Source organism: Gordonibacter sp. 28C, assembly GCF_003339845.1.
Taxonomy (GTDB): domain Bacteria; phylum Actinomycetota; class Coriobacteriia; order Coriobacteriales; family Eggerthellaceae; genus Gordonibacter.
Map to the genome: position 1 here is coordinate 318,910 of NZ_PPTR01000002.1, position 21,398 is coordinate 340,307.

Sequence of the window (21,398 nt, forward strand, 5' to 3'; positions counted from 1 at the left end):
TCTCCCTAGAAAGGAGGTGATCCAGCCGCACCTTCCGGTACGGCTACCTTGTTACGACTTCACCCCCCTTACCCTCCACACCTTCGACGCCTCCGCCCCTTGCGGGTTCGGCCGGCGGCTTCGGGTGCAGACGACTCGGGTGGTGTGACGGGCGGTGTGTACAAGGCCCGGGAACGTATTCACCGCGGCATGCTGATCCGCGATTACTAGCAACTCCGACTTCACGGAGGCGGGTTGCAGCCTCCGATCCGAACTGGGGCCGGCTTTGAGGGATTCGCTTCCTGTCGCCAGGTCGCGGCCCGTTGTACCGGCCATTGTAGCACGTGTGCAGCCCAGGGCATAAAGGGCATGATGACTTGACGTCGTCCCCACCTTCCTCCGGCTTGACGCCGGCAGTCCCATATGAGTCCCCAACTGAATGCTGGCAACATATGGCAGGGGTTGCGCTCGTTGCGGGACTTAACCCAACATCTCACGACACGAGCTGACGACAGCCATGCACCACCTGCGCAGGCTCCTCTCGGCCACCGGGTTTCCCCGGCTTCACCTGCATGTCAAGCCCTGGTAAGGTTCTTCGCGTTGCTTCGAATTAAGCCACATGCTCCGCTGCTTGTGCGGGCCCCCGTCAATTCCTTTGAGTTTTAGCCTTGCGGCCGTACTCCCCAGGCGGGACGCTTAATGCGTTGGCTGCGGCACGGAGGGTCGATCCCCCCACACCTAGCGTCCATCGTTTACGGCTGGGACTACCAGGGTATCTAATCCTGTTCGCTCCCCCAGCTTTCGCGCCTCAGCGTCAGTCGCGGCCCAGAAGACTGCCTTCGCCATCGGTGTTCTTCCCGATATCTGCGCATTCCACCGCTACACCGGGAATTCCATCTTCCTCTACCGAACTCGAGGCGTCCAGTTCGGAATCCGGCCGGGGGTTGAGCCCTCGGATTAGAGATTCCGCTTAAACGCCCGCCTACGCGCGCTTTACGCCCAATGAATCCGGATAACGCTCGCTCCCTACGTATTACCGCGGCTGCTGGCACGTAGTTAGCCGGAGCTTCTTCTGCAGGTACCGTCACTATCTTCCCTGCTGAAAGCGGTTTACAACCCGAAGGCCGTCATCCCGCACGCGGCGTTGCTGCGTCAGGGTTGCCCCCATTGCGCAAAATTCCCCACTGCTGCCTCCCGTAGGAGTCTGGGCCGTATCTCAGTCCCAATGTGGCCGGTCGGTCTCTCAACCCGGCTACCCATCGCAGGCACGGTGGGCCGTTGCCCCGCCGTCTACCTAATGGGCCGCGACCCCATCCCCCTCCGTCGGGGCTTTCCCGCCCCTCCCATGCGGGAGGGGCGGAGTATCCGGTATTAGCGCGGGTTTCCTCGCGTTATCCCGGGGAGGGGGGCAGGTTGGTCACGTGTTACTCACCCGTTCGCCACTCTATGCACGGCCGAAGCCGTCTTAATCGTTCGACTTGCATGTGTTAGGCACGCCGCCAGCGTTCATCCTGAGCCAGGATCAAACTCTCCGTTTAAATGGAGCGGCATCGCTGCCGCGTTCGATCTGGTTCTTTTTTCGCCGCCTCCCCCTGCCCTTCGGTGGGCCGGGTTCGGCGGACGGGTTCTCCGTACTTGATTCGATTCATCTCGCAATATCCGGTTTTCAAGGTTCTCGCCTCCCCTTCCGGGGGGCTCGCCGCTCCCTTTCGGGGCGAGCGGCGCAAGGAGATACTTTACCTTCCCGTTGCCTCGGTGTCAAGAACTTTTTTCAAAAACTTTCGAAGTTTTTCGAGGTGCCGTCGAAACGAGCTCCCGATCTTCGAGCCTTGAAGCATGCTCTTCCGAAGAAACGTCCCACGCTCTCCTCAAGCGCGGGTTTTGTATAATACCGGTAAGCTATTACCAACGCAATGGGTAATTTCAAAATTCTGTAAACTTTTTGACACCTTTCGACAAAATGCCTGATGAAAGCCCTTAGCATGAGTGCGGAGATTGTGAATGAGGTCGCTCTACGCCGCAAGAGCGCAATCGGGCGAACAAGGGACGCCCCTCCTCCGCAAGGTCGCGCTCGTCGCTTCGCCGTCGTTCCGCTTCAAGGGAATGCCGGCCCAGAGCGTGGCCGGAAGGGATCGGCGCGCCCTCGATGCAAGGTTGAAAAACGCCGCAGCCGCGTCACTCGTTTTCGGATCGTCGAGAAAAAGCGGTCTACTGGCAAGCGCCCCTGACCCCATCGTCCTTGCGCGCGGCTTCCGTATTGCGGGAAGCGGGAAGGCGCGCCCATGCGTCCCATGCGGCTTTAGCCGGCGTGGTGCCCTTTGCCGCCTTCGCCCCTTCCTTGGCCTTGGGCGCCTTGCCCATGGCCGCTGCCGCCCCCCGCGACATCGTGTGCCTGCTCGCCGTATCCCTCGCCCTGCCCCTCGGATCCGCCGGCTGCGTCTCCGCCGAGCGCCGCGATGCGGTCGCGCAGCTCGCGCATGCTCATACGGGCGCAATCTTCGAGCGTCAAGGTGTCGTCCAACGCCAGAAGCTGCAGCGCAGCTTGATAGCGCCCCGTGCCCATGCCGGACGCGGAGGCCGCCGCATGGGTTTCCTCGTCGACGGCATGGCAGGTCCCCTCGCATGGAAGATCGCGCAGGCGGGCGTCGCTTTGCGCGCGAAGCGCGTCGGACTGGCGGGCGTCGTCGGCCGCGACGCTTATCGCCACGAACGCGTCACTGCTCATATAAGGTTCGAATGCGGCGCTCGAGGTGATCTCGGCGACGGCATCGTCGTAGCGTTTGCCCGTTATCGAAACGGCATCGAGCAGCGCTTCGCCGTCGCCGTTGTACGCACGGGCCGAAACAACGATGTCGAACCGGTTGATACCGAGCTCGATCGAGGGGTTCACATCTATGTCCACGAAGGCGGTCTCCTCGAAGTACAGCCGCGAGCCCGTCAGACCGACGACCGCCAGCACCAGGCATGCGGCGAGGGCGACGACGGCGCGGCGCCACACGACAAGGCGAGGGACGCGGCGCGCAGCTGCGGCAGCGCCGTTTCGCACGGCAGGTTCGGCCGTTTCCCGCGCATCGGATTCGACCGTCTCCTGCACGGCAGGCGCGGCGGCGCCCTTCTCCTGCGCGGCCAAGGCATCGATGGCGGCGAGGGTGCGGGCCCTCGTTTCGGAAGGAAGCTCCACCTCGTCGAAGGCCTCGCGAACGCGCTGCTCCAAATCGTTCATGACAGGGCCTCCTTCAACAGCGTCTTGCCGCGCGCGATCCACGAGTAGACCGTGTTGACAGGTGCGTCGACCATGCGCGCGATCTCAGGGGCGGTGTACCCCTCGTACAAAGAGAGGTACAGGGGCGTGCGCGGCGGATCGGCAAGGCCGCGCATGGCATCCACCACCTCGCTGGAAAACGATGCGGGCTGCGCTTCCACGTCGCTCGAAACGAGCCCCTCCGCCCGCGTGCCCTCGTCGAGCGGCACATTGGCGCGGCTCGCCGCCTTGAGCATGTCCTTGCAGGTGTTGGTCGCCACGCGGATGAGCCACGCTTTGCGGTGCTCTTCGCCGTTGAACGTAACGGCATCGGCCAGCGAGTACTTGATCATCGTGTCCTGAAACGCGTCTTGGGCGTCGGCCGAAGCGCGAAAGTAGAGGACGCACACGCGCCATACCGTCGACCCGTGCGCGTCCATCGCTCGCTCTATGTCCTCGTGCGACCTCATGCCTTGCTCGACGCGCCGGAGGCGCTAGCAGCCCCGGCCGTGATGGCCGCCGCCCCGAGCCTGGCCCTGGCCGGCCCCTTGGCCGCAGGCGCCGCCGTTGCCGCATCCGCCGCCCTGGCCGTTGCCCGGGCAGACACCGGCAGCGTAGTTGTCGCAAACGCCGTCGCTGTCGGCATCGACGTAACCGCGGTGGTGGGTTCCCTGGGCGGTGGCGTCGCAGTTGTCGCAGACGCCGTCGTTGTCGGCGTCTGCGAAGTTCGCGCAGGGCGCGGCGGCGCGTTCGGCGGCAGGTACGGCAGCCTGCGTCTCTTGCATCGTCGCGAGTGCCTTCGGCAACGCGGCGGGCATCGCATTCGCGAACGCGATCGTGGGCACGGCCACCACGGCCAGCATAAGGGCGGCGGCGATGGCGATCGTTCTTTTCTTCATGGGTCGGTCCTCCTGCGGTTCGGCTCGGTTCTTCCTTCACCGCTAACACGAGCGAGGCGGGCGAATCCTTGCAAACATTTTTAAATGTTTTCGCCCTATGCGAAAAAGCCCGCTCCGCCCAAGGGCGAAACGGGCATGTAGCGTTCCCGAACCTAAACCAGGCGCACGAACTTGCGCTTGCCCACCTGGAGCGTGGCGCCCTCCAGCATGGCCGGATCGACGTTGTAGGACTTGGCGGCCACGGGCTCGCCGTTCACCTTCACGCCGCCGCCGTCGATGAGGCGGCGCGCCTCGCCCGCGCTGGCCGCAAGGCCCGCGTCGGCGATGAGCTTGGCCAAGTAGACCTTGCCCTCGTCGTTCGGCGCGAGGTCGGCCTTGATCTCCGGGATGTCGTCGGGCACGGCATGCTGCTTGAACACGAGGTCGAACTGCTCCTCGGCCGCTTGCGCGGCGCTTTCGTCGTAGTAAGCCGCCACGATGTTCCGAGCCAGAGCCCGCTTCACCTTGTTGGGATGCAGCTCGTCGGCGGCCAAGCCGCGCTCGATATCGTCGATCTCGTTCACCGGCAGGGCCGAGGCCAGGCGGTAGTACTTCACCATGAGCTCGTCGGGGATGGACATGACCTTGCCGAACATGTCGGCCGGCTCGTCGGTGAGGCCGATGTAGTTGCCGTAGCTCTTCGACATCTTCTGCACGCCGTCGGTGCCTTCGAGCAGCGGCAGCGTGAGGCACACCTGCGGCTCCATGCCCATCTTCTCCATGAGCTCGCGGCCGGCCAGCAGGTTGAACAGCTGGTCGGTGCCGCCCAGCTCCACGTCGGCCTCGATGACGACCGAGTCGTAGGCCTGCATGACCGGGTAGAGGAACTCGTGCAGGCTGATGGGGAGGTTGCCGGTGTAGCGCTTGTGGAAGTCGTCGCGTTCGAGGATGCGCGCCACCGTGAAGTTGCTTGCCAGCTTCAGCAGGCCCTCCATGTCGAGCGCGAGCAGCCATTCGGAGTTGTAGCGCAGGGTGGTCTTCTCGGGGTCGAGGATCTTGAAGGCCTGGTCGACGTAGGTCTGGGCGTTCGCCTTGATCTGCTCGGACGTGAGCTGCGGGCGCGTGGAGTTGCGGCCCGACGGATCTCCGATGAGCGCGGTGCCGTCGCCGATGATGAGCGTGACGCCGTGGCCCAGGTCTTGGAACTGGCGCAACTTGCGCAGGGGCACGGCGTGGCCCAGATGGATGTCGGGAGCCGTGGGATCCACGCCCAGCTTGATGTTCAGGGGCTTGCCGCGCTTGAGCTTCTCGAGCAAGGCGCTTTCCGGCACGATCTGCGCGGCGCCGGAAGCGATGGTGTGCAGTTGTTCTTCAGCGGATAGCATCGAGTCCTCTTTCCTTACTATATATAGTGTTGGAGATTCTAGCATATATGGGGGTCGGTTTCCCGGCTTCGCCGGAACGGACGCTCTGGAGAGCGCCCCTCGAGGGGCGAGGGCAAGGTTGCAGGGGAATCAGAGCACGGTTCGCCATGCGGGCGAGGGGCCACGGGGCGCCCTCGCAGGGATCGGGTGCGTTGCTCGCCGCAGGGGCCCCGCACTCGCGAGGCGCCGCGCCGGGGGGGCAGCAGCCCGCCCCTACAGTCGACCGGCAAACCCGGCAATTGGCTCCGACGCCACAGTGACCTACGAGACGCCCCGGAACAGGTGGCCGCTCGTGGTGCCGGGGGTTTTGGCGAGGGCGTTGCCGTCGCGCTGGGCCACGTCACGAGCGCGAACGGCGCGGGCCACGGCGGACGCGGTCTCCTCGCCGTTCATGAGCGTGGCGTCCACCATGAGCGCGGACACGCCGGCCGCGATAAGGTCGGGCACAACCTGCGCCACGTCCAAAACCACGCCGTTGTACACATGGCTGCGCCCGAGGGCGTCGGTGACCACCGGGAACTCGTAGTCCTTGCGGTCTTTGAGATAGTGCGGGCTCTTGCGGCGGACGCACTCGTCGCAACGCTCGTCGCACGGACCTTGGCCCATGAGCAGGCAATGCTCGCACACCATGAGCTCCTGGGCGCCCATGATGGTGAGGCCGAGCGCGACGGGCGCGTTCTCGGCAAGATCGGCCACCTGGCCCAATGTGAGCTCGGGGGAAAGCCATACCCGCTCGACACCCAGATCGGCCATCGTCTCGAGCGAAAGGCGGTTCGTGACGGGCAGATGCGGTCCCGCCTCGACCACGGCCCCCATCTCGAGGGCGCGCGCGACGGCCCCCAGGTTCTCGGCGAGCACGGGCTTGCCGGGCTTCACGTAGCGCCACGGGTCGAAGCCGAGCGCCTCCTCGCGCGTGCCGGGCACCGGGTCGTGGTCGACGACGGGCAGCGCCGTGACGCACTGCTTCGGATATCCCGCTTGCTCGGCCGTGCCGGTGCGCTGGCCGGCGATGACGGCCTCGCCGCGCTTGTAGTTGAGCGCGGGAACGTAGACCACGTCGGCGCCGGCGCGCTTGGCCGCCCGCGCGCACACCGGATTGGTCGTCCATGCGGCGATGGAGCAGCCGCGGCGCTCGGCCGGAGAGCGACGGGCACGCTCCTGCACGCGCGGCAGTGCGCGGTCGCGATAGGGTGCGAGCAGGCGCATGGCGAGATCGTCGAGCGCCTCGGCGCGAACGCGATGCAGCTGGGAGAACCCGATGCCCACGCCGTCGTCGAGGTCGACGTCGAGCGACACGAGCTCGAACGGAGTTTGTCCAAGCCGGTCGATATGGGTCCGAACGTCCTGAGCCTCCACGGCTTTCGTGCGCGCGGCTTCCACGACGTCGCCTTCGGCGGAACCGACGACGCGGGCGACACCGTGGGCGTCGACAAGCGAGAACTCCATGCGCAACGGCTCGCCTCTGCGCAGCCTCGCCGAACCTGCGACGGGAATGCGCGGCGCAAGCGGATCGTCGGCGAAACCGGCGGCCGCGTTGCGCACGCGGAACACGCGGTCGCCCTTTCCCACCGCACGCTGCGGCGCCGTGCGCACGTTCCCCTTCTTGTCGACCTCGACGGGGCCGAGCGTATGGGCGAAATGCCCCTTGTTGGTCCAAAACTCCAGCACGTCGCCCTCGTGGAGCTCCTCTTCGACCGCAATGCCCGCCACCCCGTCGCGCGCGTACGCCACGCGGCCCACGAACACGCCTCGGTTGTTGGGACGGCCGTAGCTCATGATGTCGTTGCCGCGTTGGCCGGTGAGGTACGCCGTGGTGAAGCCGCGCGAGAACGCCTCCTCGAGCACGCGGCGCTCCTCGTCGGTGGCCCGCACGGAAACGTCCGGTCGCGCCGCGAGCACGCGGTCGAGCACGGCCCGGTAGGCGGACGTGACCGCGAACACGTAGTCGGCGGACTTCATGCGGCCCTCGATCTTGAGCGAGGCGGCGCCCGCCTCCACCAACTCCGGCACGAGGTCGATGGTGCACAGGTCCTGCGGAGAGAGCAGGTGGTCGCCCGGCGAGGGCAGTTCCTTGCGCTGCGCCCGATTGCGCAGCTCGTAGGGCAGGCGGCACGCCTGGGCGCACAGGCCGCGGTTGGCGGAGCGCCCCCCTATCATCGAGGACATGAAGCACTGGCCCGAATAGCACACGCACAGCGCGCCGTGGGCGAAAGCCTCCACCTCCATGCCGAGACCGGACGCCACGGAGGACAGATGCGCGACCTCCGCCAGCGACAGCTCGCGCGCGAGCGTCACACGGCGGGCGCCCAGCTTGGCGGCGGCTTCGATTCCGGCGGCGTTGTGGGTGTTCATCTGCGTTGATATATGCAAGCGCGCCTGGGGAAGCGTCCGCGCAAGCTCGGCCGCCAAACCGATGTCCTGCACGATGAACGCATCGGCCCCCGCACGGTAGGCTTGCCGCGCGCATTCGAGCGCGCGATCGGCCTCCGAAGGCAAGATGGCGGTGTTCAGCGTCACGTACACGCGCACGCCGCGCAGATGCGCGTAATCGCAGGCGTCGCCGAGCGTGGCGAGGGTGAAGTTGTCGGCGTTGCGGCGCGCATTGAACGCGTCGAGGCCGAGATAGACGGCGTCGGCACCGCCGGCGACCGCCGCGTGCAGAGCCTCCACGCTCCCCGCGGGGGCGAGCAGCTCGACCGGAGGGGCTTCTTCGATTTGATGCGACATCTCATTCCTTACTGCGTATATTCTGCGGTCAGTTCAAATTTATGCGTGCGAACAGCCGCTTTATGCTCATTTCCTTGCGCCGGCCTGCCTCGTTACGATTCGGCAACGGCAGTATGGTAGTATAATCCAACCATGAAAATACGGCGAAAACAGCGCGAAACGCGCACCCATGCCGCAAAGTGGCTTCTGCTCGTCGCAGCGGTGGCCCTTTGCTTCGTAGCGTACCAGGGCGTTCAAGGCATGCTCCACGTGATGCGCGACTGGACGAACGACCTTCCCAGCCTTGCGAGCACCGACGCGTTCAACTACGCGCAGGAGTCCACCATGTACGCGGGCGACAACAGCACGCTCCTGGCAGAATTCCAGCTGGAGAAACGCGACCCCCTCGCGTCCCCCGACCAAGTGAGCCCCTACGTGCTCAAAGGAACGGTGGACACGGAGGACGTGCGTTTCTACGAGCACGACGGCGTCGACCTTCCCGGCATCGCACGCGCCGTCTTCGTCAACCTGGGCGGCGGAGCCCTCGAGGGCGCCTCGACCATCACGCAGCAGCTCATGCGAAACACCGTGCTGTCCGAGGAGGCCAACGACATCTCGTTCGAACGCAAGATCCGCGAAGCGCAGCTCGCCGTCGACTTCGAGAAGATGCACACGAAGGACGAGATCCTTCTTATGTACCTGAACACCATCAACTACGGCGACGGCTGCTACGGCATCGAGGCGGCGGCGCAGAACTACTTCCAGGTGTCCGCGCTCGACCTGACGCTCGCGCAGGCGGCGACCCTGGTGGGCATCCCCCAGTCCCCCACCTACCTCAACCCCAAGACGAACCCCGAAGCGTGCCAAACGCGCCGCAACGTGGTGCTCGACCGCATGCTCACGGCCGGCGACATCACGAAGGAAGAGCACGATGCGGCGCAGAGCGAGGAGCTGAATTTGAACCCGGCGCCCGACGCGCCCGCCGACGGCATCTACGCGTACCCCTTCTTCACGAGCTACGTGCGCAATCTTTTGCTCTACCACAGCGAGGATTACGGAATGTCCGAAGGCAACCTGTTCGAGGGCGGCTACACCATCTACACGACGCTCGACCCCGCCATTCAGAATATGGCAGACGAGGCGTGCGAAGCGCAACGAAACCGCATGGACGATGATCTTGATGCGGCGCTCGCTGCGGTGGAGCCCTCCACCGGAAAGGTCTTGGCACTTTCCGGTGGCAAGGATTTCGAAGCGAATCAGGTGAACCTCGCCACCGGCGACGGCGGCAGCGGCCGCCAAGCGGGTTCGACGTTCAAGGCCTTCGCCCTCGCGGCAGCCATCAAGGACGGAATCAGCCCCACGACGCGCATCGACTGCACGGGCCCTATGACCCTGTCCGACGGCACGGAAATCCAGAACTTCGACAATGCCAACTACGGCATCCGCACCATTCAGAGCGCCACGGCCATCTCCTCGAACACCGGCTATATCCGACTCACCCAACAGCTGACGCCGGGCAAGGTCATCGACATGGCCCGCTTGGCGGGCATAACCTACGACCTCCCCAACGTCCTCACCGTCACCACCGGCGCCGGCAGCGTGACGCCGCTGGAGATGGCGAGCGCCTACGGCACGTTCGCAACAGGCGGCGTCAAGCACAACCCCGTTGCCATCACGAAGATAGTCGACAAGAACGGCGAGACCATTTACGAAGCTCCCACTGAGGGCGAGCGCGTGATAAGCGAAGAGGTTGCCGGCGCGACGACGAAGGTGCTGCGCACCGTATTCGAGACGTCGGACGGAACGGCATACGGTTCGGGGCCCTCGAACGGCCAGCCCGTGGCGGGCAAAACCGGCACATCGCAAAACTTCGCCGACCACTGGCTCGTCGGATACGCTCCACAGCTCTCCTGCGCCGCGTGGATCGGCAACCCTGCCGGCAGTATCGAAACGGACCATTACCTGAAGGCCAACGACCTGTGGCAGGACTTCATGTCACGCGCGCTTGAGGGCACGGAGGTCGCACAGTTCCCTGAGACGAAGGATCCGGAGTACAAGAACCCGTTCAACACGGAGCAGCAGAAGAAGTACGAGAAAGAGGACGAGAAGGACGCCTCGAAGGCGCCCAACGTGGTGGGCAAGACGCTCGAAGAGGCCACGAGCCTGCTTGGCGGCTACAATGCATACGCGGCGTACGAGTATTCGGATACCGTTCCGGCCAACGTCGTGATGAGCCAGTCCGTGCAAGGGTCGAACATCATCCTCACGATATCCAAGGGGCCGAAGCCGGCCGATCCGACGCCAACGCCTGCGCCCGATCCTACGCCGACGCCGGATCCCACGCCAGACCCGCCACCCGACCCGACTCCGACCCCTGATACCGAAACATAAGAGTCCCTAGGCACTCATCACAAACGACGCCCCGTCCGCAATTGCGGACGGGGCGTCGTTTTGCATCCAGCTTGGCTGCCGCAAGGGTGTTTCCGCACCGGAAAACACCCTTGAAAGATCCCTAGTTCTTTTCGGTGGCCTTGTTGTCGCCCGACTGGAGCTTGCCTATGCCCTCGTCGTATGCGCTCTTGATATCAGCGATACGCTGGTCGTACGTGGAATAGTCGAAAGGCTGGGCCTCGGTGGCGCTGTCGATTTCCGTGTAAAGCTCGATGTAGGAATTCAAGGCGTCCTTGAGCTTGCTCGAACCGTCGACGTACTCCTGCTGGACGTCCTTCAAGTCGTCGGGGACCGTGAGCTTGTCCAATTCGTCGAGCGCCTTGAAGGCGTTGTCGGCCTGCATCCTCATGCCCACCACGTCGCCGCGCGACACCGCGTCGGTGAAACTGGACAATCTGCTTTTCAGATCCTCCATGACCTGGTTCACCTGGGTCATGTACTGCCGGTTCTCGGCCTGCTGCTTCGTCGCGGCGCTTTCCTGCGAGGCGCAGCCGGCGAGCGCGGCGACCATCACGGCAGCCGCGCATACGACGCCGACGACCTTGATGAGCATGGAACGTTTCATGTACAACCTACTTCCCTGTCGAGTAAAGCGCCGCTCGGATGCGGCGCGTAAGCTTATATGGTTCCAGTTTATCTATTATGCCGCAAACAGTTCGAGCCCGCGCGACCAAATCGTCGGAGCAGCGAACCTGACTGCAAGCGAAGCCGGGGTCGTTCCGCCTCCGGTGCCGCCGCCTGATTCTCCGCCGGACTCACCGCCCGTTCCGCCGGTGCCGCCGCCTGATTCTCCGCCGGTGCCGCCGGTGCCGCCGGACTCACCGCCCGTTCCGCCGGTGCCGCCAGATTCACCGCCTCCGGACTCGCCGCCGCCGGTCGTACCGCCGCCCGGCGTGCCGGTTCCGCCAGTCGTACCGCCGCCAGTAGACGAACCGGAGCCAGTGCTGCCCGAGTCGCTTGGTTTCGTCTTGTCATCTGAAGAATCGTCCGAGCTCGAGGAGCCCGAGCTCGAGGAGTAACCGTATCCGCCAACATGGTAGGTGCTGTCGGAGAACGTCTTGTACGGAGGGTCGGCGGCATCCGCGAAATCCTCGAGCGGGCGGCCGGCCAGCGCCTCGTTCATGAAGTTGCTGAACACGTCGGCTGCAGTGGTATGGTTGGGCAGCGCGACCCCGGTTTCCGGATCGGAAGAAGAGGGGTCGCCCAACCAAATGGACGTGGACAGCTGAGGCGTGATGCCGCAGAACGTGATGTCCATGTAGTTCTCGCTCGTTCCGGTCTTGGCGGCCACCACTTGGCCGCTGGACAGCGCCGCCTCGGGGCCGGTCGCCTCCGCGCCGGTCACCACGGTTTCCATGACCTCGGTGGCCGCATGGGCCACCTCGGGAGAGATGACCTGCTTGCTCGTCGTCTTCTTGAGATCGCTGCCCTCTTCGGCCGTGTTGTCGATGATCAGGTTCCCATCGCCGTCGTACACCTTCAAAATGGGGTTGGGATCGTTGTAGACGCCCTCGTTGGCGATGGCCGCGTAGGCACTGGCCATGTCGAGCATCGTCACGTTGTTCGTGCCGAGCGTCATGGCCGCCGTCCGGCTCAGAGGGGACGTGATGCCCATCCGCTCGGCCACCTCGGCCACCTTGTCTATGCCAACGGCCATTTGCAGCCGCACGAAGCCTGTGTTCGACGATGCTTCGAAGGCGCGCGCTATGCTGCGCGTCCCGTAGTTTCGGTTGTCGATGTTCTCAAGAGGCGGAATCGTCGAACCGTAAGGGGTGTTGGGAATGGTTGCGGGCGAGGTGCAGTCGAGCATCGTCTGAGGCGAGATGCCCGCCTCAAGCGCGGCAATGAGCGTGAACGTCTTGAACGACGAGCCGGTGGGCCGACCAGGGCTGTTCGGATCGCCGCCTTCGCCGGTGGCGAGGTTCACATCGGAGGGGCCGCCCACCATGGCCTTGATGTTGCCCGTCGACGGCTCGATGGACACCAAAGACCCCTGCAGCGCGTCGCTGCCGGTGGCCTCGTGCAAGCCCTCTACCTTGTCGTTCACGGCCGCCTCGGCCTGCTCCTGCGTTGCGGGGTCGAGCGTGGTGACGATCTTCCAACCGCCGCCGCTCACCTCGTTCAGCGAGTACTTGTAGGGACCCTCGGGATCGGTGAGCAGGTTGCGCACGTAGCGCACGAAGTGGGGGTACTGGTAGATTCCCTCTTCGGCCGGAAGCGTTTGGTTGAGCACCAATTCCTCGGCCTGGGCGGCATCGTGCTCCTCCTGGGAGATGTAGCCGTTCGACAGCATGCGGTCGAGCACGAGGTTGCGACGGGTCAGGCAGTTCTCCCCGTTATTGACAAGCGGATTGTTGACCGAGGGCGACTGGGGAATGCCCACGAGGGCGGCCGCTTCGGCCAGCGTGAGGTCGGTCGCGTTCTTCGAGAAGTAGCGCTGCGAGGCGGCCTGGATACCGTAGGTGGCGTTGCCGTAGTTGATGGTGTTCAGGTACATGCGCAGGATCTCGTCTTTGGAGTACACCTCTTCGAGCTTCACGGACAGGTACATCTCGCGCACCTTGCGCTTGATGGATATGTCGGTCATCTCGTCGGCGAGGATGGTGTTGCGCACGAACTGCTGCGTGATGGTGGACGCGCCCTCGCGGCCCGAGCCGGTGAGCGTGACCACCGCGGCGCGCATGATGCCCCACAGATCGAAGCCGCCGTGCTCGTAGAAGCGCTCGTCCTCGGTTGCCACCGTGCCCTCGAGCACGTATTGGCTGATCTCGTCGAGGCTGACGGGATCGCGGTTCTCCAACTGGAACCGCGCCATCTGCGTGGCCTCGTCGGACGCATACATGTCAGACGGCATGGCCGTGTTGAACGACTCCGCCTTGGTGACGTCGTAGTCGGTCAGGTCGCCTATCCACGAGGAGCAGGCGGCGAAAACGCCCACGCCTCCCGCGAGGACGACGGCCGCCAGAACGCAGACGACGGTGAGCAGCCCGATCTTGGGATGCTTCTTCTTGGCACTGGGCCTATTCTTTATCGAACGTGAAGCCACGTGAACACCTCCAGAAAAACTCCCGCCATTGTATCATCGGGAGAATGCCCCTCTTGAATCAACATAAGTTTGTTGGAAAATGGTCACAACGATATAAGGGCCGATGAGAAGCCAAAAACCAAGCGATATGAAGGCTCGTTCGGAGGCCGGATGACAGACAGGTAAACGATTGCTTGAAGGCCGGGCTAAGCGCGCAGCCTCTCGCGGAACGGGGAAATCGTCGGCTTCGACCGCCGCTCGCCTGCCGCCCCGAGCGAGCAAGGCGGACCCCTTGCCGCTCACGCGAGATCAGGGAAAGACGCCGCCCGCGCGGAGTTAGAGCGCGCGGGCGGCGTGCGTCGACGTCCTAGAGGGAGGCCTCGTCGGCTTCGAGGACGGCCTTCGCCTGCGCGAGCTGTTCGGCCACCACGGCGTGGCCGGTGCCGCCTTCGGTGGTGCGGGCGGCCACGATGCTCTCAAGGTCAAGGCAGTTCGCGATGTCGGACTCGAACAGCTCGCTTTCCGCGCGGAAGTCGTCGAGCGCCAGGTCCTCCAAATCGCAGCCGCGCTGCTCGCACAGAAGCACCAGGTGCCCCACCACCTCGTGGGCCCGGCGGAACGGCATGCCCTTCTTGGCCAGGTAGTCGGCCACGTCGGTGGCGGCCAGGTAGCCCTTCTTCGCCTGGGCGCGCATGCTCTCGGGCTTCACGGCCATCGTCTCGACCATGCCCGCGGCGCATACGAGGCAGTCCTCGAGCGTCTTGGCGGCGTCGATGGCTCCCTCCTTGTCCTCCTGCAGGTCCTTGTTGTACGCGAGCGGCAGCGCCTTCATGGTCACGAGCAGCGCCACGAGGTCGCCCACCACGCGCCCCGTCTTGCCGCGGATGAGCTCGGCGAAGTCGGGGTTCTTCTTCTGGGGCATGATGGACGAGCCCGTGGAGAACGCGTCGGAGAGCTCGATGAAGTCGAACTCGGCGGTGGACCACAGCACGATCTCCTCGCACAGGCGCGACAGGTGCATGCACGACACGCTGCAGGCGTAGGACAGGTCCAGCAGGAAGTCGCGATCGGACACGGCGTCGAGCGAGTTCGGGATGACGCGCGAGAAGCCCAGCTGCTCGGCCGTCATCTGCCGGTCGAGCGGGTACGTGGTGCCTGCGAGGGCCGCTGCGCCGAGCGGGCTCGCGTCGGCGGCGCGCCGGGCCGCGGCAAGGCGCTCGAAATCGCGCGTGAGCATCCACACGTAGGCGAGCATATGGTGCGCGAACAGCACGGGCTGGGCGTGCTGCAGGTGCGTGTAGCCCGGCATGACGACGTCCGGATGGGCCTCGGCCTGCGCGACGAGCGCGTGGCGCAGCGCCACGTTCGCGTGCATGAGGTCCTCGCAGCGCTTCTTGGCGAACAGGCGCGTGTCGGTGGCCACCTGGTCGTTTCGGCTGCGGCCCGTGTGCAGGCGCGCCCCGGCGTCGCCGATGTCGGCGATGAGCGCGCGCTCGACGGACATGTGGATGTCCTCGTCGTTGATGTCGAAGGAGAACTCCCCCGCCTCGATGCGATCCTGCACGCGGTCGAGGCCGCCCGCGATGGCGGCGGCGTCCTCGTCCGCGATGGCGCCGGCCTTCGCCAGCATGGCCGCATGGGCTTTCGAGCCGGCGATGTCCTGCGCGAAGAGCGCTTTGTCGACGGGCAGCGACGCGCCGAAGCGCTGCGTGAACTCGCTCACGTTCTCGGTGAATCTGCCTGACCAGAGTGCCATGGGTTTCCTTTCGGCTAAGCCAGGACGGCTTCGGCTTCTTTGACGACGGCTTCGGCGCCCAGCGGGGTGACGTCCTCGTACTTGCCCTTCTTGAGGGGGCCTTCTTGGTTCTCGGCGTCGAAGAGCTCGGCCGGGGCGCCTTCCTGCCTGCGGTTCTTCGCCCAGGTCTTGGTGGACAGGCCGTGCAGTTCGATGAAGCCCTTGGCGGCCGCGTGGTCGAACGAGTCGTCCTTGTCGTAGGTGGCCAGCGCGTAGTCGTACAGCGAGTAGGCGCTCTTCCGGCCGACGACCGTGCAGGAGCCCTTGTAGAACTTCAGCTTCACCGTGCCGGACAGGCAGCGCTGCGTGGAGGCCATGAACGCGTCGATGGCTTCCTTGAGCGGGGAGAACCACTGGCCGTTGTACACGGCGGTCGCCCACGCCTGCTCCATGCCCAGCTTGTAGTGCAGCACCTCCCGCTCGAGCACGAGGTCCTCGAGCGCCTTGTGCGCCTCGATGAGGGCGAGGCCGGCCGGCACCTCGTAGCACTCGCGGCTCTTCACGCCCACGAGCCGGTTCTCGATCATGTCGATGCGCCCGTAGCCGTGCTTGCCGGCGATCTCGTTCAGCGCGTAGATGATGCCCAGGAAGCTCTTCTGGTCGCCGTTGATCATGTAGGGCAGGCCGCGCGCGAACGTGAGCTCCACGTACTCGGGCTCGTCGGGCGCCTGCAGGGGGTCGGCCGTCATGGTGTAGATGTCCGCCGGCGGCTCCATCCAGGGATCCTCGAGCACGCCGCACTCGATGGCCCGGCCCCACAGGTTGTCGTCGATGGAGTACGGCGACGCCTTCGTGGCGGGCACCTCGATGCCGTGCTTCTGCGCCCACTCGATCTCCTCAGGCCGCGTGTGCAGGTCCCACTCGCGCACCGGGGCGAGGATCTCGATGTCGGGATCGAGCATGGTGATGCTCGACTCGAAGCGCACCTGGTCGTTGCCCTTGCCCGTGCAGCCGTGCGCGATGTACTTCGCGCCGAACTTGTGGGCCGCGTCCACGAGGTGCTTGGAGATGAGCGGGCGCGACAGCGCCGAGACCAGCGGGTACTTGTTCTCGTACATGGCATTGGCGGCGAGAGCCTTGGCCAGGTACTCCTTGGCGAACACGTCGCGCATGTCCACCACGAGGCAGTCGAGCGCACCGGACTTCAGCGCCTTCTGCTTGATCTTCTCGAGGCCCTCGTGCTCCTGCCCCACGTCGCCCACCACCGCGATGACGTCGACGCCCTTGTTCTCCTGAAGCCACTTGATGCAGCACGACGTGTCGAGGCCGCCCGAGTATGCCAGAACCGCTTTTTCCTTTTGATCAGCCATGATGATAACCCTTTCGCATTATTTGCTTTTGATGGATGTATGCCCGGGTCTACGATGCGGGTACAGGTGGGCCTTGGATCCGCGCGGTCTTCAAGGACTTGCGGATACACGGATTCCCGTGCGCATCGCGGCTTTTCGCGATGGCGTGAGCGCCGGGCGGCCCTCACGACTTTATGCTGCCAGGCAGCCTTGGGGGAGGTGGAGGGGGAAAAGCGCCCCTCACGAGAAAAGTAGACGACTAACGTCGTCGCAGTCGGTCGATGGCGCGCTCTACTTCGACAGCGGCCTCGGGGCTCTCGGCGGCGATCATGATCGTGTTGTCCCCGGCCACGGTGCCGAGCGCGCCGCGCAAGCTCGCTTTATCGAGCGCAGCGGAGACGCCGGCGGCTCCGCCGGAGAACGTCTTGACCACGATGAGATTGCCTGCCACGTGTACCTCTTCAACCAGTTCGGAAACCATGCGCTGGAGGCGCATTTCCTCCGGCAGCACGTAATAGCCTTCGCGGGACTTCACCAGGCCCATGTCCATGATGTCGCGAGAGATGGTGGCCTGAGTGCAATCGTAGCCGGCGGCTTGCAGCTGATCCGCGAGATCGCGCTGCGTTTTGACATTATGCTCGCGAATGATGTCGCGGATGATGTCGTGCCGTTGCTGACGTTTCCTCATGCCCTCGACTCTCTGTCCCTTGCCGGAGAACTATCACATACGGTTTCACAGCCATTCGCTCGGTTATGCAGAAAATCGCAAGACCGGCAAAATTTATGCAGTAAATAGTAACCCATGACACTGCGTTTGCGAAGCGGGAATTTCCAAAAGTGCGAAAATTCCCGTAAAGCGGTCATATCGGCCGCGCCCGACGCACCTCGAGGCGGGTTTTAGGCCGCCTGCGCGCACGTTCGAGCGAACGACGCCCTGCGAAGCGTCGGCGCCGGCGCTTTTCGCCGCCCTACTCGCCCAGCAGCCGCGCCAGCCCCTCCACGAGCGCGTCCACGTGGCGCTCCTCGCACACGAGCGGCGGCAGGAAGCGCAGCGTGCGCGGACCGGTGGCGTTGAGCACGAGGCCCTCGCCCAAGCCGCGCAGGACCACGTCGTTCGCGTCGACGCCTTCGGCGACGTCGGCGGCCGCCATGAGGCCCAGGCCGCGCACCTCCGTCACACGGGGCAGCTCGGCGAGGCGGGCGCGCAGGTAGGCGCCCACGCGCTCGACGCGCTCGGCGAAGCCCTCGTCGGCGAGCGTGCGCAGCGTGGCTTCCGCCGCGGCGACGGCCAGGTTGCTGCCGCCGAACGTGGAGCCGTGGTCGCCGGGCTCGAAGGAGGCGGCCACGCTCGCGCGCGCCGCGCACATGCCGGTGGGCATGCCCGAGGCCACGCCCTTGGCGATGGTCACCACGTCGGGCACGACGCCGAAGCGCTGGAACGCGAACGGCGCTCCGCAGCGGAAGACGCCGGTCTGCACCTCGTCGCATACAAGGAGCGCGCCGCGCTCCTCGGTGAGCTTGCGCGCCGCTGCGAGGAACGCGGGAGTGCACGGATGGACGCCGCCCTCGCCCTGCACGCATTCGACCATGACGGCGCAGATCTCGTCGCCCCGGGCCGCGAACAGCGCCTCGAGCGCGGCCACGTCGTTGAGCGGCGTGTGCGCAAAGCCGTCGGGCAGCGGCTGGAACGCCTCCTGCTTGGCGGGCTGGGCCGTGGCGGCGAGCGTGGCCATGGTGCGGCCGTGGAAGCTGCGCTCGAGCGTGACGATGACGCGCGGCGCGGCGGCCGCGGCGGCGCGGGCCTCGTCCTCGCCGACGCCGGCGGCAAGGGCCCGGGCCTCCGCGCGCTTGCGGGCGTGCAGGCGCGCCAGCTTGATGGCGCACTCGTTGGCCTCGGCGCCCGAGTTCGCGAAGAAGCTCTGCCACGGCTCCGCATCCGCGGGTGCGCCGTTGTTGAGCAGGTCGGAAAGGCGGCGCGCCACTTCCCCGCGGCCTTCGATGTAGTAGTAGTTGCTCACGTGGATGAGGCGCTCAGCCTGGCTTCGCAGCGCCCCGGCGACGGCCGGATGGCAGTGCCCCAGGCTGATGACGCCGATGCCGGCGATGAAGTCGAGGTAGGTGTTGCCCTGGTCGTCGACGAGCTCCATGCCCTCGCCGCGCACGAACTCGACGGGCTTGCGCCCGAACGTGTGCATGACGTAGGTCGCTTCCAGGTTCTGCTGTTCTTCGAGGCTCATGGGGATCGCTTCGCTTTCGGTTGGAGGACGGCTACGATTGCGGGTGCTGGGCTTCGCGCAGGGCTTGTTCGCGGTTCTCCAGCAGCTTGGAGGCGAAGTTGCCCAACGGGTGCGTGTCGAGTTTGCAGGCCTCCTCCGTGGAGTGCATGGTGGTGCCGACGCCCGTGCTGGTGAGCAGCTCCAGCAGCAGCGAGTGCGGCGTGGTGCCGTTCAGGATGTGCGCTCGGAACACGCCCGACTCCAGCGCGTGCACGCACGACTTCAGCTTGGGGATCATGCCCGTGGACACCACGTTGTTCTCTATCATGTACTGGGCCTCGAACAGCGTGAGGTTCGAGATGAGCGTGTCCTTCTCGCCGAAGTTCTCGTACAGGCCGTCCACGTCGGTGAGGAACACCACCTTGTGCGCGCCGATGGCGGCGGCGATGTGCCCGGCCACCATGTCGGCGTTCACGTTGTAGAAGCCGCCGTCCTCGCCGAGCGCCACCGACGCCACCACGGGTATGTAGTCGCCGGCCACGAGGTCGTCCAGAAGCGGGCGGTTGATGCGCGTGATGCGGCCCACGCGCCCGAGGTCGGGGCTGGCCTGCTCGGCCACGATGACGCCCGCGTCCGCGCCGCTCACGCCCACGGCGAAGTTGCCGTGCTCGTTGAGCGCTTCCACGAGCTCGGTGTTCACCTTGCCCATGAGCACCGTGCGCACCAGGTCCATGGCCTCGGGCGTGGTGACGCGCTGGCCGTCCTTGAACTCCACGGGGAACTGCATGAGGTCCATGGCCTGGGTGATGGCCTTGCCGCCGCCGTGCACGATGACGGGGTTCACGCCGACGATCTTCAGCAGCACGATGTCGTTCATGACGTCGGCGCGCAGCTGCGCGTCCACCATGGCCGAGCCGCCGTACTTGATGACGACGGTCTTGCCGGTGATGTTCTTGATCCAGGGAAGCGCCTCGACGAGCACTTCCGCCGCTTTGTGCGATACGCCCTTGGGGCGCGTGTCCTTTGCGTACTTCATGAGCGGTAATCTCCGTTGATCGTGACGTAGTCGTGACTGAAGTCGCACGTCCATACCGTCGTGGCTGCATCGCCGGCGCCGAGGTCGACGTCGATGACGATTTCGGGGTTCTCGAAACGCCGCAGCGCCTCGTCCTCGTCGAACGGCACCGTGAGCCCGCCCCGGCACACGGGCATGCCCATGATGTCGATGGCGGCGTCCTGCTGCCGGAAGGCCGCGCCCGACTTGCCGATGGCCATGGCCACACGGCCCCAGTTGGCGTCGTGGCCGTACACGGCAGTCTTGACGAGCGGCGAGTTGGCGACGGCGCGCGCGGCGGCGTCGGCGTCCTGGGGCGTGGCGGCGCCGGCCACGTTCACGGTGACGAGGCGCGTGGCCCCCTCGCCGTCGGCGGCCATCTGCCGCGCGAGGTTCTGGCACACGGCTTCGAGCGCCTGCTCGAAGCGGGCGAGCGCCGGAGAGCCCGGATGGAAGGGAACGGTGCTCGACGTGGCGCCGCCATTGGAGAACAGGAAGCACGAGTCGTTCGTGGACGTGTCGGAATCGACCGTGACCTTGTTGAAGCTGCGGCCCACCGCGCGGGAGAGGGCGGCGTGCAGCGCGTCGGGCCGGATCGGCGCATCGGTGGTGAGCACGGCTATCATGGTGGCCATGTTCGGCATGATCATGCCCGAGCCCTTTGCCATGCCGCCCACCGTGAACGTGCAGCCGTCGTAGCCGATACCGTCGCCCGAGAACGTGACCGCCGCCTCCTTCGGGCGCGTGTCGGTGGTCATGATGGCGCGGGCCGCGTTGGCGCCGCCGCTGACCACCGAGAGCTCGAGGGCTGCGAGGGGGATACCCGTAGCGAACGGCTCGAGCGGCAGGTGCTCGCCGATCACGCCGGTGGAGGCCACCAGCACCTCGGCGGGCGCGCAGCCGAGGACGTCGCTCGCGATGCGGGCCGTTTCGCGCGCAGCCGCGAGCCCGCGCTCTCCCGTGGCGGCGTTCGCGTTGCCGGAGTTTACGACCAGGGCCTGCGCGATGCCGTAGCCGCAGTCCTCCAAATGCTCGCGGGACACCGTGACGGGCGCTGCACAGAACACGTTCTGGGTGAACACGGCCGCGCACACGCACGGCTTGTCGGCGGCCACGAGCGCAAGGTCGAAGCGGCTGGGGTCTTTGCGAAAGCCCGCATGGACGCCGGCCGCGCGGAAACCGCGCGCCGAGGTGACCCCGCCGCCCTCGACGACCGCGAGAGCGTCGGGGAGGGGCACCGGGGTTTCTGCGCGCAGTGGCGTTACGCTGCTGGTGGATGACGGCGGGGCGGATGCGGCGTGCGTGTCGGTCATGGCGGCTTCTTTCTGGTTGCGTTGCTC

At 65.7% G+C, this 21,398-nt stretch carries 14 protein-coding genes and 1 rRNA gene; 1 reads left to right on the forward strand and 14 read right to left on the reverse strand.

Features of this window, described 5'->3' with window-relative positions:
• Positions 1 to 9: 9 nt before the first annotated feature.
• The 6 genes from C1878_RS03700 to C1878_RS03725 all read right to left on the reverse strand — a co-directional run bounded on the left by C1878_RS03700 (position 10) and on the right by C1878_RS03725 (position 8,249).
• Positions 10 to 1,517 (reverse strand): 16S ribosomal RNA (locus C1878_RS03700).
• A 761-nt stretch (positions 1,518 to 2,278) separates the two neighbouring features.
• Positions 2,279 to 3,202, reverse strand: a complete 924-nt coding sequence (locus tag C1878_RS03705) for a hypothetical protein (protein ID WP_114600351.1) — start codon at positions 3,200 to 3,202, stop codon at positions 2,279 to 2,281.
• Complete coding sequence (locus C1878_RS03710; RefSeq protein ID WP_114600352.1) at positions 3,199 to 3,690, reverse strand: RNA polymerase sigma factor; 492 nt, start codon at positions 3,688 to 3,690, stop codon at positions 3,199 to 3,201. The genes C1878_RS03705 and C1878_RS03710 overlap by 4 nt, the downstream gene beginning before the upstream one ends.
• 24 nt (positions 3,691 to 3,714) lie before the next feature.
• A complete protein-coding gene (locus C1878_RS16530; RefSeq protein ID WP_158539707.1) occupies positions 3,715 to 4,119 on the reverse strand; it encodes a hypothetical protein in 405 nt (134 codons plus the stop codon).
• A 152-nt stretch (positions 4,120 to 4,271) separates the two neighbouring features.
• On the reverse strand, positions 4,272 to 5,483 hold the full coding sequence (tyrS, locus tag C1878_RS03720) for a tyrosine--tRNA ligase (RefSeq protein WP_114600354.1): 1,212 nt from the start codon (positions 5,481 to 5,483) through the stop codon (positions 4,272 to 4,274).
• Positions 5,484 to 5,783: 300 nt separating this feature from the next.
• A complete protein-coding gene (locus C1878_RS03725) occupies positions 5,784 to 8,249 on the reverse strand; it encodes a U32 family peptidase (RefSeq protein WP_114600355.1) in 2,466 nt (821 codons plus the stop codon).
• Positions 8,250 to 8,489: 240 nt separating this feature from the next.
• Here C1878_RS03725 and C1878_RS03730 point away from each other — a divergent pair, with 240 nt between their 5' ends.
• Complete coding sequence (locus C1878_RS03730; RefSeq protein ID WP_241963588.1) at positions 8,490 to 10,619, forward strand: penicillin-binding protein; 2,130 nt, start codon at positions 8,490 to 8,492, stop codon at positions 10,617 to 10,619.
• Between the two features lie 121 nt (positions 10,620 to 10,740).
• On the opposite strand, the gene C1878_RS03735 is transcribed toward C1878_RS03730, so the two are convergent.
• The 8 genes from C1878_RS03735 to argJ form a co-directional block, all read right to left on the reverse strand.
• The gene (locus C1878_RS03735; RefSeq protein ID WP_114600459.1) at positions 10,741 to 11,244 is read right to left on the reverse strand and encodes a hypothetical protein; all 504 of its coding nucleotides are present in this window, start codon (positions 11,242 to 11,244) and stop codon (positions 10,741 to 10,743) included.
• Positions 11,245 to 11,319: 75 nt separating this feature from the next.
• Positions 11,320 to 13,725 carry a transglycosylase domain-containing protein gene (locus tag C1878_RS03740; RefSeq protein WP_199519280.1) on the reverse strand — a complete coding sequence of 802 codons (2,406 nt, stop codon included), beginning with the start codon at positions 13,723 to 13,725 and terminating at the stop codon, positions 11,320 to 11,322.
• A 346-nt stretch (positions 13,726 to 14,071) separates the two neighbouring features.
• Positions 14,072 to 15,460: an argininosuccinate lyase gene (argH, locus tag C1878_RS03745; protein ID WP_114600357.1), complete on the reverse strand. Its 1,389-nt coding sequence runs from the start codon at positions 15,458 to 15,460 to the stop codon at positions 14,072 to 14,074.
• A gap of 14 nt (positions 15,461 to 15,474) precedes the next feature.
• Positions 15,475 to 16,809 carry an argininosuccinate synthase gene (locus tag C1878_RS03750; protein ID WP_114600358.1) on the reverse strand — a complete coding sequence of 445 codons (1,335 nt, stop codon included), beginning with the start codon at positions 16,807 to 16,809 and terminating at the stop codon, positions 15,475 to 15,477.
• Positions 16,810 to 17,047: 238 nt separating this feature from the next.
• Complete coding sequence (locus C1878_RS03755) at positions 17,048 to 17,476, reverse strand: arginine repressor (protein ID WP_080143495.1); 429 nt, start codon at positions 17,474 to 17,476, stop codon at positions 17,048 to 17,050.
• A gap of 280 nt (positions 17,477 to 17,756) precedes the next feature.
• Positions 17,757 to 19,025 (reverse strand): aminotransferase class III-fold pyridoxal phosphate-dependent enzyme, encoded by a 1,269-nt coding sequence (locus C1878_RS03760; protein WP_114600359.1) that lies wholly within the window; start codon positions 19,023 to 19,025, stop codon positions 17,757 to 17,759.
• 31 nt (positions 19,026 to 19,056) lie between these two features.
• On the reverse strand, positions 19,057 to 20,040 hold the full coding sequence (gene argB / locus C1878_RS03765; protein ID WP_114600360.1) for an acetylglutamate kinase: 984 nt from the start codon (positions 20,038 to 20,040) through the stop codon (positions 19,057 to 19,059).
• Positions 20,037 to 21,371: a bifunctional glutamate N-acetyltransferase/amino-acid acetyltransferase ArgJ gene (argJ, locus tag C1878_RS03770; RefSeq protein ID WP_114600361.1), complete on the reverse strand. Its 1,335-nt coding sequence runs from the start codon at positions 21,369 to 21,371 to the stop codon at positions 20,037 to 20,039. The genes argB and argJ overlap by 4 nt, the downstream gene beginning before the upstream one ends.
• Between the last annotated feature and the right edge of the window lie 27 nt (positions 21,372 to 21,398).